The organism is Shewanella inventionis (genome assembly GCF_014641855.1).
GTDB lineage: Bacteria > Pseudomonadota > Gammaproteobacteria > Enterobacterales > Shewanellaceae > Shewanella > Shewanella inventionis.
The window spans coordinates 1-13,264 of the sequence record NZ_BMII01000051.1 but is presented as its reverse complement, the minus strand read 5'-3'; the positions used below and the strand labels follow the sequence as shown (position 1 = coordinate 13,264).

9 protein-coding genes are annotated in these 13,264 nt (G+C 44.5%); 3 read left to right on the top strand and 6 right to left on the bottom strand.

The features are described 5' to 3' along the window. A partial coding sequence (locus IEW93_RS20145; protein ID WP_188741021.1) for an Ig-like domain-containing protein occupies positions 1-3,714 on the top strand: 3,714 nt, incomplete at its 5' end. Positions 3,715-4,181: 467 nt separating this feature from the next. Here IEW93_RS20145 and IEW93_RS20140 read toward each other — a convergent pair. The 5 genes from IEW93_RS20140 to IEW93_RS20120 all read right to left on the bottom strand — a co-directional run bounded on the left by IEW93_RS20140 (position 4,182) and on the right by IEW93_RS20120 (position 10,132). Beyond that, on the bottom strand, positions 4,182-6,308 hold the full coding sequence (locus IEW93_RS20140) for a TonB-dependent siderophore receptor (protein ID WP_188741020.1): 2,127 nt from the start codon (positions 6,306-6,308) through the stop codon (positions 4,182-4,184). A gap of 1 nt (position 6,309) precedes the next feature. Continuing rightward, positions 6,310-7,347: a DUF3526 domain-containing protein gene (locus IEW93_RS20135; protein WP_229706726.1), complete on the bottom strand. Its 1,038-nt coding sequence runs from the start codon at positions 7,345-7,347 to the stop codon at positions 6,310-6,312. 261 nt (positions 7,348-7,608) lie between these two features. Continuing rightward, positions 7,609-9,042, bottom strand: coding sequence for a DUF3526 domain-containing protein (locus tag IEW93_RS20130; protein WP_188741019.1), 1,434 nt, complete (start codon positions 9,040-9,042; stop codon positions 7,609-7,611). After that, positions 9,039-9,761: an ABC transporter ATP-binding protein gene (locus IEW93_RS20125; RefSeq protein WP_188741018.1), complete on the bottom strand. Its 723-nt coding sequence runs from the start codon at positions 9,759-9,761 to the stop codon at positions 9,039-9,041. Before IEW93_RS20125 ends, IEW93_RS20130 begins: the two co-directional genes overlap by 4 nt. A 242-nt stretch (positions 9,762-10,003) precedes the next feature. Then, positions 10,004-10,132 (bottom strand): type IV toxin-antitoxin system AbiEi family antitoxin domain-containing protein, encoded by a 129-nt coding sequence (locus tag IEW93_RS20120; RefSeq protein WP_188741023.1) that lies wholly within the window; start codon positions 10,130-10,132, stop codon positions 10,004-10,006. Positions 10,133-10,442: 310 nt separating this feature from the next. Here IEW93_RS20120 and IEW93_RS20115 point away from each other — a divergent pair, with 310 nt between their 5' ends. After that, positions 10,443-10,895, top strand: a complete 453-nt coding sequence (locus tag IEW93_RS20115) for a helix-turn-helix domain-containing protein (protein WP_160054379.1) — start codon at positions 10,443-10,445, stop codon at positions 10,893-10,895. Further along, positions 10,895-11,464 (top strand): PIN domain-containing protein, encoded by a 570-nt coding sequence (locus IEW93_RS20110; RefSeq protein WP_188741017.1) that lies wholly within the window; start codon positions 10,895-10,897, stop codon positions 11,462-11,464. The genes IEW93_RS20115 and IEW93_RS20110 overlap by 1 nt, the downstream gene beginning before the upstream one ends. 1,134 nt (positions 11,465-12,598) lie before the next feature. Here IEW93_RS20110 and IEW93_RS20105 read toward each other — a convergent pair. Then, a complete protein-coding gene (locus IEW93_RS20105) occupies positions 12,599-13,069 on the bottom strand; it encodes a Fur family transcriptional regulator (protein WP_188741016.1) in 471 nt (156 codons plus the stop codon). Between the last annotated feature and the right edge of the window lie 195 nt (positions 13,070-13,264).

Below are 13,264 nucleotides of genomic sequence, written 5' to 3'. Positions count from 1 at the left end.
AGCCCTGATGGTTTGACTGCAACTGGCACCAGTTCACCGCTAACGGTAACGGGCTTGACCAATGGTACGGCTTACACCTTCAGTGTGACCGCCACCAACAGTGCAGGGACCAGTAGTAGTTCAAGTGCTTCTAACAGCGTGACGCCAAGCGGCGCACCTGTCTTTACTTCAACACCGATACTCAGTGTCAACCAGAATGAGACTTACAATTATACTCCTATCGCTTCAGATACTGCAGAAGATGTACTGACTTATAGCGCCTTAACACTTCCTGCATGGCTCAGTTTTGATAATACAACAACGAGTTTAACGGGTATTCCAAGTCGCGATGATGTCGGCAGTCATTCGATCAGCTTAAAGGTTGTTGATGCTAGAGGCTTATTTGATGTTCAATCGTTTACCGTAGTGGTAAATGCTGTCAATAGCATTCCCGTTGCCGATAACGCCAGTGTTACCTTAGATGAAGATACCTCTTTGAGCATTATCTTTACTGCTACGGATGATGATGGAGATGCACTCACTTATGAAGTTGTTACACAACCATCATCCGGCATATTCGATAAGCATGGCAGCGCGTGGTTATACACACCTAATGCTGACTTTAACGGTGATGATAGTGTGAGTTTTATTGCTAAAGATGCTGAATCAAGCTCTGAGCCTGCAGTTGTGAGTATCACAGTTAATCCACTTAATGATGAACCTGTGGCGGTGGATGACAATTATAGTCTCAGTTTATCGGACAACAGCAGCTATACCATGGCTGTGCTTGATAATGATACAGACGTTGATGGCGATACCTTGACTATTGATGGTGCTGCAGCGGATGTGGGTAGTGTACAAATTGTGGGATCGCAGCTTAACTATCAAGCTCCTACTGATTTTGTCGGCCCTGTTGCCTTGCGCTATACCATCTCTGATGGTCAAAAAGGCAGAAGCCATGCCAAAGTTCAGTTGATCATTACAGGTGAAAATTCTGCAGATGCGCCTGTGATCACCGTACCGGCGGATATTAGGGCTAACGCCACAGGGTTGTTTACTAAGCTTAAGCTAGGCGTAGCAACAGCTGTTGATAAAGCGGGTAATAAACTTGCTGTCTCTTTAGTGAATACTCAACAATTATTTGCACCTGGCGAACATTTAGCTTACTGGCAAGCGACGGACAGTGAAGGCTTAAGCTCCATTAAATCTCAGAAAGTGACAGTCAACCCTCTGATTTCCATTAGTAAAAATCAGCTCGTTGCTGAAGGGAGTGAGGCACAATTTACGGTGTACTTAAATGGTCCATCACCACAATATCCTGTCAGTATTCCTTACACTGTCTCAGGATCAAGCGATGATAATGATCATGACTTAATTGACGGAGTATTTGAAATTACTTCAGGTCTAAGTGCCAGCTTTAGTGTCAATGTGTTCGATGATGGCATAACAGAAGCCGATGAAGAGTTAATTATCAGCTTAGATCCAAGCCAGAATCTCAGTGAACAGCGTGAAACCCGCATATTGATTACTGAAGCAAACATTGCGCCTCAGGCGAGCATAGTGGTTACGCAGTCAAATGAGCCGCGGACCCAAGTGAGTAAGTTGGAAGGTAAAGTGTACATTTCGGCTAATAGCCGCGATGTGAATGAACAAGATAGTCTGACAGAAGAGTGGTCAACTGGTGTTTTGGTGTTGGAAAGTGATGCCGATGGTAGCTACTTTGACCCTAGTACACTTGATGCGGGCAGTTATCCGATAAGCTTTGTTGTTACCGACGATGGCACTCCTCAGTTGTCTACCAAAGTGCAAATCACCATCTTGGTGAAAGACAGCCTACCTGTGCTCACAGGTACGGATAGTGATGGCGACTTAATTCCAGATAACCAAGAGGGGTTTGCTGACGCCGATGGGGATGGCATTGCAAATTATTTGGATGCCATTAACGAATGCAACGTGTTGCAAGAGCTTGTCAGCGAGCAACAAACCTTCCTTGCAGAAAGCCAATCTGGAGTGTGCTTACGTTTAGGTAATACTGCACTCCTTTATGGTGGTAATGGGATCAAAATCCCTGATGATTTGTTAATCAAAGATCCACTAGCCGATAACCTTGGTGGTTTGTTTGATTTTGAGTTAACAGGAATACCTAAGATTGGAGATAGCATTCTTGTGGTTATCCCTCAAGCGTTACCCGTACCAACCAATGCAGTGTATCGCAAATTTGTGCGCGGTAATTGGCAGGACTTTGTTTTAGATGCCAACAACAGTGTTATGTCTAGCGCAGGGAGTTCTGGCTATTGCCCTCCACCTGGCGCTGCAGAATGGCAGGTGGGATTAACTGAAGGGCACTGGTGTGTGCAGCTCACCATAGAAGATGGTGGTCCTAACGACGATGACGGTATTGCTAATGGCACCATTGTCGATCCAGGTGGAGTAGCCGTTATGCTCAATGGTAATGCATTGCCTCTTGCTGTAGCTGATGCTGTTACAGTACCCGCTAATCAAGGCATTGAAATTGATGTGTTGGCAAACGACAGCGATGCTGATGGCGATACCTTGACGGTAAAGCAAGTCATTAGTCAGTTTGGTTCTGCAGAGGTGTTGGATAATCAGCAAATAAGTTACTTGCCAGCTGAAGATTTCATTGGGACAGATGTGTTGGTTTATAGCATCAGTGATGGTAACGGTGGTACGGGTAGCAATAAGTTAACCATAACTGTTTTGGCAAATAGAGCCCCAATTGCAGTGGATGACATTGCCAGTACTGATGATAAAACCGCTTTGATATTGGATGTGTTGAGTAATGATACTGATGCGGATAATCACCCATTAAGCGTGATTGCTGTCAGTGCACAGCAAGGTAGTGTAATGATTGAAAACAACAAAATCCGTTATACCCCAACAACAGGTTTTGACGGTGTTGATACCGTGAGTTATACCATTAGTGACGGTGAAGGTGGCGAGGCGACTGCGAACGTAATGGTTACCGTGAAGGCTTATCAGACCCAAGTAGTCAAAAACGGATCAAGTGGCGGTAGTTTGCATTGGTTCTGGAGTTGTCTGCTATTGTTGGTGATAATGCTGCGTCTCAAACCACAAAGCAGTTTGAGAGTCTATCAGGTGTTATCATTAGGGGTTGTATGGTTGTTCGTTAACTCGAGCCCTATTCAAGCACAAGAGCCATCTTTGGTATCACCTTGGTACTTGAATGCGGTTGTAGGTGTTAGCGAAACGGATAACACTCAATCTGAACTACAGATGGAAATCACAAGTGGTCAGATAGAGTCCTTCGACAGATCCGGCACAAGCCTTGGTTTTCGGGTCGGATATCAAGTCACGCCGGTACTTGCCTTTGAACTTGGGTATATAGATTTCGGTGAAGGCTCGACACAGATAAGTGGTGAAAATCTAGATGCGAGTCAATACCATGACTTAGTCAAGTCAGTGTCACCCATTTTACCTGCTGGGACCACCGTTGGTGCCTTGTTTACGTTATTTGAGCATGAGAAGTGGCGATTTTCCGTGCCCGTGGGGGTGTTATTTTGGGAGTCTGAAGTTAAAAGCTACTCTCAAGGGCAGACGCTAATGACTCAGTTTGATGGGACGGATTTGTACACGGGGATGCGGGTAGATTACCAACTCTCTCGCCGTTGGTCAGCAGGTTTAGGCTTGGATTATATTGCTTTGGCCCCTAACGATCTGTTGAGTTACCAAGCGAACCTTCGTTATCAATTTTAATGTACTGTATTTAAATGAAATTGTCTGTTTGGCTATCCCCTTGTGGGGGGAGTCAATAGTGTATCCGCAACATATGCTGCTAGGTTCGAGGACGCTACGCTGCTAGGTACTAGGGCGTGACTTCGTCACTGCTAGGGCGCTTCGCTGCTAGGTTCTAGGGCGTGACTTCGTCACTGCTAGGGCGCTTTGCTGCTAGGTTCTAGGGCGTGACTTCGTCACTTCGAGGGCGCTGCGCTCTAGAACCTAGACTCTCTAGCGAGCCTGCGAGTTCCTAGTACTTAAACCCGTAAGCACAGCGTTCTGTAATCCGTAAGCCGTCAACGGTTTTAAGACTTACAAAAACACCTGGATCCCTGATAAAAGATCTCAGGGATGACAAGCGGGTTGAACCTAGAACCTAGAACTTAGCAGGACGAAGTCCGCTCTCTGGCGAGCCTGCGAGTTCCTAGAACCTAGGCTCTGTTACATTAGAACGAGTATTTTATACTGGCTTTAAATGAGCGTGGTGCACCTGGCATTGTCCATGCGTCGGAATATGAGTTGGCGTAATATTCTTCGCCAAGTAAATTATCGATATTTAGATTTAGATCTAAACTGTCGCTTAATTTAACATTGGCGAATAAATTGACTAGGGTATAGTGTGGTAAATCAAAGTTTTGCTCTAGAAAATCCCCTAACTGATCGCCCACATATTTAATCACAACGCCACCGCTGCCTTCTAAGCCGTTAATTTCAGTAAAGTGACGAACCATTAAGCTACCGCTATGCTCTGGCACATTACTTAACCGAGCGCCTTCTTCAATGACATACCAGTCCCACAGCGTGATTTCTTTAGTATTTCTGGCATCTACATAAGCGTATGACAAGGTTGCTTGGGTGTTTTCGGTTACATTGTAATGAATATCCAGTTCAAATCCGTCACTTTGGGCTTCACCAATGGCTTCGGTTGTGCCGTCACCGCTTGGGCTACTGGCGAGGATGTTTTTCTTGTCTGTGGTAAACATGGCCGCAGTACCGCTAAAGCCGTGATCTTGCATGTCCCATTTTATCCCCACTTCATATGAGGTGCTTTCTTCAGGATTGTGACCATTACCCTGGGCATTGACGCCTGAGTTTGGTCTTGCGCCTTCTGAATAGCTGGCATATAAGCGAGCATCATCATTGAAAACATACACAAGCCCAAAGCGTGGATTAAAGTATGACTTTGATGAACTTATGATGGCGTTATCGGCAAGACGGTTGGTAATGTCTTGCTCAAAATGATCGAAACGCATCCCTAACATGGCTTTAACGCGGTCGGTAATATCGATTTGATCTTGAAAGTAAATCCCTTGACCACTTTGCGCTTCCAGATCTGAGGTATTGTTTTTCATGCTGGGCAACGTATCGCTATACACTGGGTTATCGTAATCGATAGCAAATGCATCTGCGCCATCGCCGTCTGCACCTGAATGGCGATAGCGTAAAATGAGGCGATCTAGCTCGTAATCGTAAGCGTCGCCACCAATGAGCAGGTTGTTGGTTAGCCCAAATAGCGCAGCTGTTCCGCTAAACTCAACGCGCCCAGAGAGATCGGTTGCATCAAAATCACGATAGCGGCGCTGACGTACAATGTAGTTATTTTCTGCATCATACCAACGAGGCTCTGTCACACTGCCTTCAAAAGAGGATGTGCGGAAGCTTAATCCTGCGTTAAAGGCCCAGTCATTGGCAAAATCATGTTGAAGCTGGAGCTGGTGGCCTAGGGCATCAATTTCTACTGGGCCATCAGCTGGTTCGCCGTAAAAGTTTGCATAAGAAAACGGCTTTCCTTCAACAAACACGACCCCGCGGTCCATGTCGGCTTCTTGGTCGAGATATTCAAGTTCATAAGAGACTAGGGTGTTGTCAGTGACTTGGTAGATAAATGACGGGGTGAGAATGGTTTTTTTCTTTTCTACCGTATCACGATAGCTTTGTGCATCTTCATACGCACCGTTAATTCTAAAGGCGACATCATCGGTAATCGCATTGGTGTAATCGCCCTCTGCGCGGTAGGTGTTAAAGCTCCCTGTGGTGAACTTAATGTATCCTTGCTCGTCAAATTGTGGCTTTTTGGTGGTGATGTTAACTGTACCGCCAGGCTCGCCACGTCCATATAACGCAGAGCTAGGCCCTTTTAACACTTCCATAAATTCGACATTCGACATATCACGATTACCGCTAAAGCCACGTCCGGCACTAAAGCCGTTGATTAAATAAGCAGAAGGCAGGTTTTCGTCGCCCGCAAAACCACGAATAGCAAACATATCCCATAAGCCGCCAAAATCGTTTTGTCGAGTCACGCCGCTGACTAAATCTAGTGAATCTTGCAAGCCTGTAACGCCGGTTAACTCTAACGTTTCAAAAGAGATTGTTGAGATGGATTGAGGCAGGTTTTTTTCCTGCACATTGCCGCGATAGGCCTGACGTAGTCCTTTAACTTCAATCACTTCTAGCTCTTTTGACACTGAACTTGTGTTTTCAGCAGCAAGTACCATGCTGGGTAAGCATAATGCCGCAGCGATGAACCGGCTCAAGGGTGTTTTTGGGTGGGGAACGATGGCGCGTTTCATATTATTGATTGTCCTTTAACGTCTTGTTGTGTTCAGGATTGGCAGAAAACTCAGGCAGATTGTTGAGTTTTTCGAGCGAAAATGGCTCTTTGCTAAATAGCAGAGGGTAATAAAACAGACGTAATGCTGCGTGGTAATCGCGAACCTGTTGCTCATATTGCAATGATGCCTGAGTGTCAGTTTGGGCGATTGACGACAGTAATCTTTGTGTCAGCATAGACGGTGACAGCAAGGCTAAATAACCGGCTAGGGTGTCTTTTTCGATAAGTGCATGGCGGTATGCTTGCGATATCGCGCCGGCTTTTTGATCGCCCACTTCTTGAAACGCGTAGTACCATTTCCACTCAAATTGCGAGTCCATTTCTGTGTGATCTTTCCACTGAGGGTAAGCACTTAAAAAGGGCTCCCAGGTGGCCGAGAAAGGTAGGTCCCAGGCATCGTTGACCGCCTCGCGCTGGGTAAGCACTATGTCGCCACCTTTAGGTGTGTGCACGATTTCATTAAGGGCGATGTCACTGGACACCGGAATAATAACGCTAATGAATAGCCATGCACCAAGCAATATCGACGCGATTTGTGCGGAGCTTTGTTTTGCCGCTTTGGCCGAGGCAATAAAGGTGAGCGTGACCAGCATCCAAAACACTAAATGCGCTATCACAATAGCCATGACAATCAAAATGTCGCCCCAGGCGGCAGCACTATACAGGGCACCTATGATAAATGGCGTGAGTATGGCGATGGCTAACGCGCTACAAATAACAATGGCTCTTGATAACCATAAGCTTTGGCGCTTTGTAGCCGTAGTGATGAGTAAGTCGTAGCGGCCCGCTTCGCGCTCTGATGCGCGCAAATCATGCAGCAACAAGATCACAAACAATGGCAACAACACACTGATCACAAATGCAAAGTCAAACTTACCTAAAAAAGATAACTCAGGATTATCTGCATCGCTTTCATATATTTGCCCCTCAATAGCCAGCATTCGAATGCGGTGTTTCCAGGGGTAAATGTCACGTTGACCGATGGCGGCAAACGTCATGGCTGTTGGTGCTGAGTAGGTGAGGTGAAAACCATAATAAGCGGCGCTGCCATAGTCTGACTGTTGCGACAGGATGGTTTGTCTGTCTACCGTATCTTTTTGTTTAAGGCGTTCAATGGTGCTGAGCTGCGCCTGAGTTTCGCTAATACCTGACCAAACCGCAAAAGCGGTTAAGAAAAAATATAATACTCATAACGGCGATGATTGATTGCTGCTTTGAAAGAAAGCGCGCTTCTCTTTTCAGGTTTGAAAATAATGTCATTATCGAATCTTCCTTACTGCTATTCGAAGTAACAGCCCCACAAAAGCGGCCCAGAAAAGTAATTGGATAAAGTAAGGCAAGCTTTGCCCTAGCCGGGTTGACGCAGCTTCTGGTTGGAAGTTAAAAGATGACAGTATCTGCCAGTTAGACGCATCAACACGGGCCGCCTGGTTTGAGTTATGATCTTTTGAGCGATCCATATCGGTTTGATAATGTAATCGGTCGCGATGCACTTCATTGAGCGATTGCACAAAGTCGTACCTTAGGGTTTCTGCTTCGCGAAGAAAGCGGTGATGCGTTTCAAGGCTAGTGCCCGATATCATCATTGAAAAAGAACGTAATGCCGTGGCGGGGGTTATCCAGCCGAATTGCCGTGCAATTTGGGTTTGAGCAAGCTCATCTTGCATGCGTTTTTCGGCAAACGTATTGAGCAATGTGGTCAATTTTTTTTCTGAAAATTCAGCCACCGCACCACGGAAGTTAACGGGTAAATCTTCTATTTTATTGACGTTATATTTTGCGAATAAGTTTTGTTTTAGTTGTTCAAATGCAGGATCGGCTGCATTGTGACCATCACCGAGTTTTCGCAGCTGTTCTGCCACTGCAAAATCCGCTTCAAGTTTTCCTTCAGAAGGGGCAATAGCGGCCGCACTAGAGCTGCCAATACGAGGCAGTAAAATACACAGTGCGATCCATAAACTCACTAACACGGCAAAGCTGACACTGCTTTTTGAGTTGATGGTCGATACCGTTAACACTATGCCGCTCCATATCAAAATATACAGCACATATCCGCTAACAAATGCGCCAGATGCCAGCAGTGATTCACCATTTATGCTGGCCCAACTCGCTGCGAGGATTAATGGTAATAGCATGAGTAAACCGCTGCTCACTAAGGCGAGGTACTTACCCATGAGCAAATGCCATAAATTGACGCCCTGGGTTAGCATAATGTTGAGTGTGCCGGCTTCTTTTTCTCGTGTCACGCTGGGATAGCCAATCATGATGACGAACAGCGGCACCAGTACTTGGAATAAAAAGCTTGGTGTTAAACTGCTAAAACGTGTCATGCCCGATCCCTGACGTTGATCAGAAAACATGGCACTGTTTTGTCGGTGGCCTTCAAGAAAGATTGCCGTGCCTGTAAAGGCATCAACACCGGGCTCAATAATGCTGAGTGGCGTAGGCGCACGAAAAACATAATGCCCATAATGCACCATGCGGTGAGGGTGCCTGTCTGGTTGGTCTACAAATCTAGATTCTGAAGTGTGTTGTAAATGGGTTCTTTCATGCTGCGCCTGTTGCATTGTTATCGTATTTACAATGGCAGAGAAAATGGTCAGCAAGGTACCGATAACAATGATAGTGGCGGCTAATTTGGTTCGATGCCAAAAACGCCATTCATCTTTTGCGACTTGTTTAATGATACTCATCTTTTGTTTCTCGCAGAAAATGCCGTGTGAACGATTTCGGTGTCGATGTGAGACTGCTCGCCTCGATCAAACATGCCAACGATTTTTCCGTTATCGAGTAAGCCAATTCGGTGAGCAATTTGACAGGCGCCATACACATCGTGGGTCACCATAAATACGGTTGTGCCTTCGTTTGATAGCGTGGTGATAAGCTGGTTAAACTCATCGATTGCATTGGGATCTAAACCAGAAGTGGGTTCGTCGAGAAATAACACGGGAGCTTCTCGCAGTAGTGCTAGGGCAATGGCTGTTTTTTGGCGCATTCCTTTAGAGTAATTCGACATGCTTCTGTGCCACGCGTTAGGTTGTAATGCTACCCGTGTCAGCGCTTGCTCTATGTCATTGTCGCTTCGGTTAATATTGGCCAGTGACAAAAAATATTGAATGTTTTCAATGCCAGTTAAATGGCCGTACAGCATGACAGACTCTGGCAGGTAGGCTATTTTTGCTCGAATACTGTCAATGTCTTTATCTACTGACATACCAAGCACTTTAGCTTCGCCGCTGTCTTTTTTGACTGTGCCGAGAAACGTTTTTAATGCTGTAGATTTACCCGCGCCATTACCACCTAAAAGGGCAAAGACTTCGCCTTGTTTCACCGTAAAATCGACGTTATCTAATACTGTTTGCTTGGAAAATCGAACGCTCAGTGCTGAGGCGACTACCGCTTCTTTTTGCATTGCCTGATCTCTAAATAAGTTGTGGTAAACATGGTGTTATGTTGAGCCCTCTTTTGGGTGGAGGTTGCAACATATAATGAAATTGGTGGGATGTTATAACATATCATTTTAACTGTAAAATAAACTTTGTTAATCGCGAATATGCGCGAAGTGAGTTGTGCTATACCCATCATGGTAAATAAGTGTTTGTAAACAACTGCTTAGAGTGCGACATTAATTGCAGTGAGCTAGTTGTTCTACCCTCAGTATTTCCCACCTTTAGCTACAACACGTTTGCCTGAGCCCAAATCGAAATTTTCTACATTTAACTTATCAAACCAAGGATAAGCTTGGCGTTTTGCAAGCCAAAAGAATAAGCGTTTGACCTTAATTTAGTGGGGTCAGGGTAAACTTTAATAAAAAGGTAACTTCTAACCCATTTTTGCCCCATTCCTTGCCAGTGAAATTTTGAGTCGATAAATTTTGTCCTTCCCTTATAGTCACCATATCAATGTTTGGGAGCCAAAAAAATGCTTTTTCATTGAAGCACAAGTTGCTTCTGGAGATCAGTTTTTTAGGGCTACCTGTACAGTAAACCTTTAGTATTGCGAATATTTCGAATATTGACTTTTTCGAATATTTCGGATATTGTTTTGATATACAGATTTGTATAGTTTAAATTTGAAACTAGAGAGAAATACGATGAATACTGCTACAAAATTGCCAACCGCTGAAGAAATTGCACTGGCTAAGCTTGGTAGCCAAGAGTTGTCAGCCGTTATAAAAACCAATGGCGAAGCTCAAAGGATTAATGTTATCGATAAGTCAGGTAAGACTCACGAAGTCATGATTCCATCAAGTGCATTAAACATGATGATTGAGGTGCTTACTCAATTAGGTCAGGGTAACTCTGTTAGCATTACACCTATTCATGCAGAACTCACAACGCAAGAAGGTGCTGACATGCTAAATATGTCTCGCCCTACATTTATTAAGCTATTAGATTCTAAGGAGATTGTTTTTAGTCGCACTGGTAACCGTAGAAAGGTGGCCTATGCTGATCTTATGGAATACAAGAGCCGTTTAGAAGAGAATAGACTAGCTGCTCTTGCTGAACTATCCGCATTAGATCAAGAAATGGATATGGGATATTAATGACATCATACACGGTAATTTTAGACGCATGCGTTATGTATCCTGCTCCACTTCGCAGTTACCTAATGTATTTGTCCAACACAGGGCTATTCAGAGCACGATGGACAGACCAAATACATGATGAATGGACTCGTAATCTTCTCAAAAACAACCCAGATGCCGATCCTGTGCGGCTAGAAAGAACCAAGCTGTTAATGAACGCTCATGTACTTGACTGCTTGGTTGAAGGTTATGAACCATTGATTAATGGTTTAACCTTGCCAGATGCTGATGATAGACACGTTGTTGCTGCTGCTATTAAAGGTCAAGCGGAGTCAATCATTACCTTCAATCTTAAAGACTTCCCTATAAAGGAGCTTGATCCGCTAGGTCTTTGTGCAATACATCCAGATGAGTTCTTATGTGATATGTTTGAGTTAGATAGCAGTGCTTGTGTCAAGGCTGCCCAGCAACAACGAGGTTCGTTGAAAAGGCCACCAATGAGTCAAGACGAGTTTTTAGCCTGCTTGCAAAAGCAGAAACTGCCAAGCTTTGTCTCAAAGTTAAAGAACTTTAAGCTTATGCTTTAAATAGAAATAGTTTTGTAATCAAGATTGCCAAGTGCGTTTTAATCCAACAAGTTCAGAATCGGTTAGTGAAAACACGAATTGAAAAGTGGTTGAGACACACTTTTGTGCCAAAGTGCTTCAGTGTTTATCCATGTGTTCGTTATGCATGTTCAGCAAGAAATTTTGCATATAATGAATCTAACACTTCAGAGCAGAGGCGAATGATTGTGTCCAATTCTAGTCACTAGCGGCACCGCTTCATGAGGTGCCGTTTTGCTATCTGGAAATGGGGGATGTAGAGATCGCCCAAAGTTCGTAAAACGATTATGTCCATAAATGCGTTAAATCTTTAAATAACAAACAAGGTTGAATTGAAGATAACTATGCGGTGAATGTAATCGCGGCTATGACCTTCGAAAACATGGATGTTTTCGCAGAGCGCCCATGGATGGGTTTACCGCGTGTCATAGAAGCGATTTCATTGAGTATCGTTGCCTAACATCTTAGTTTTGTTTGAGTTAATAGCTCTAGTTGGCCTACTTCCATTGGCCACTCTTGATCTGGTTTGGCCTAAAATAATAAAAAGCAAAACACCTGGGTCCCGGCTCAAAAGCATTGCCGGGACGACACAGTATTTCGCCGCGCAGGGGGGAATTGCTGTCTCAAGTGTTAGTGGCCGAAAACCATAAAAAGCAAACACCTGGATCCCGGCTCAAAAGCATTGCCGGGACGACGTGAGAGTTAGGACGATATTAAAGTTAGGACCATGAGGCAGTAGCTAACATGCCTTTGTCCACCGACACCTCAGTGCATCGCGATTTGACCGATAGGCTTCTGTTAGCTCGACGTCTTTAAACGCTATTTTTAAATCTGCGCTAAATAGCATCAAGTGCATCACAGATTTCCAGCAAGGCATCACTACGGAGCTTCATTGGTAGATACACTCAATTAATATCGACCGATAAACGAAGAAAGTCTCTGACAAATAGATTGATTTGCTATGAAAGGTGGTTTTAAGCGTTGAGAGGCAGGGCGGATCAGGAGAGTGATGCACGCAAAGGTGTTCGCAATAGGTGGTTTTACGATACGTGACGAAGGGCTGTATTTTCTTTATAGCAATGTAAGCAATTGACTCTTATTTAGCTCGAGCTTGATTTAGCTCGAGCTTGATTTAGCACAGTCGTTACAGATGCACTGTAATTCAATTTGTGAGTTAAGCAATTGGAAGTCAGCCAGCTTAATGCTTTCTTTTAAAGCGTCAATCACACTGCCCTGAATGCCTTTTTCGGCAACTTTACCGCAGCTTTTACAAATTAAAAACTGTGGTACTTGGTGTGTATGCGAGCAAGTAATATGCGAACACGCTAGGTACTTGTTTTCAGACGACAACTTGTGCACAAGCGGCAGCTCGCTGAGTATGTCGAGCATGCGATACACAGACATAGGCGCTAGAGTTTCGTGATGTGTGGTGCGGTAAATGTCGGCTATTTCATAAGCCGATAAAGGTTTGTCAGAGTTGAGTAATACCCCTAACACGTTTTTTCGTTTTACTGTGAGTTTGACACCATTGTCGTGACAAATTTTTTCTGCTTTGGCAAACGTAGCAGCGTGATCGGCAGATGGCATAATTCAACTCTTGGTCAATAATGATTGGGGGTATTATTTATTGTCGCCTTCACATTGTAAATGATAAAACACCAAATAAACCCGCTCAAATCTAGCGCTTAACTTGATAACGAGCGAGTAGCCCCGTCACCTGTGGCGGGGAAAGCGAGTTCAGTGAGGTCTGTTTTGTTGTTCTATGTATTGGCGCAAAACCTC

Excerpts from the sequence above, each read along its gene's own strand:
- IEW93_RS20115 (WP_160054379.1), top strand. The coding sequence starts at position 10,443 with ATGAATACTGCTACAAAATTGCCAACCGCTGAAGAAATTGCACTGGCT.
- IEW93_RS20105 (WP_188741016.1), bottom strand. The coding sequence starts at position 13,069 with ATGCCATCTGCCGATCACGCTGCTACGTTTGCCAAAGCAGAAAAAATT.
- IEW93_RS20130 (WP_188741019.1), bottom strand. The coding sequence starts at position 9,042 with ATGAGTATCATTAAACAAGTCGCAAAAGATGAATGGCGTTTTTGGCAT.
- IEW93_RS20110 (WP_188741017.1), top strand. The coding sequence starts at position 10,895 with ATGACATCATACACGGTAATTTTAGACGCATGCGTTATGTATCCTGCT.
- IEW93_RS20125 (WP_188741018.1), bottom strand. The coding sequence starts at position 9,761 with ATGCAAAAAGAAGCGGTAGTCGCCTCAGCACTGAGCGTTCGATTTTCC.
- IEW93_RS20140 (WP_188741020.1), bottom strand. The coding sequence starts at position 6,308 with ATGAAACGCGCCATCGTTCCCCACCCAAAAACACCCTTGAGCCGGTTC.
- IEW93_RS20135 (WP_229706726.1), bottom strand. The coding sequence starts at position 7,347 with ATGACGTTTGCCGCCATCGGTCAACGTGACATTTACCCCTGGAAACAC.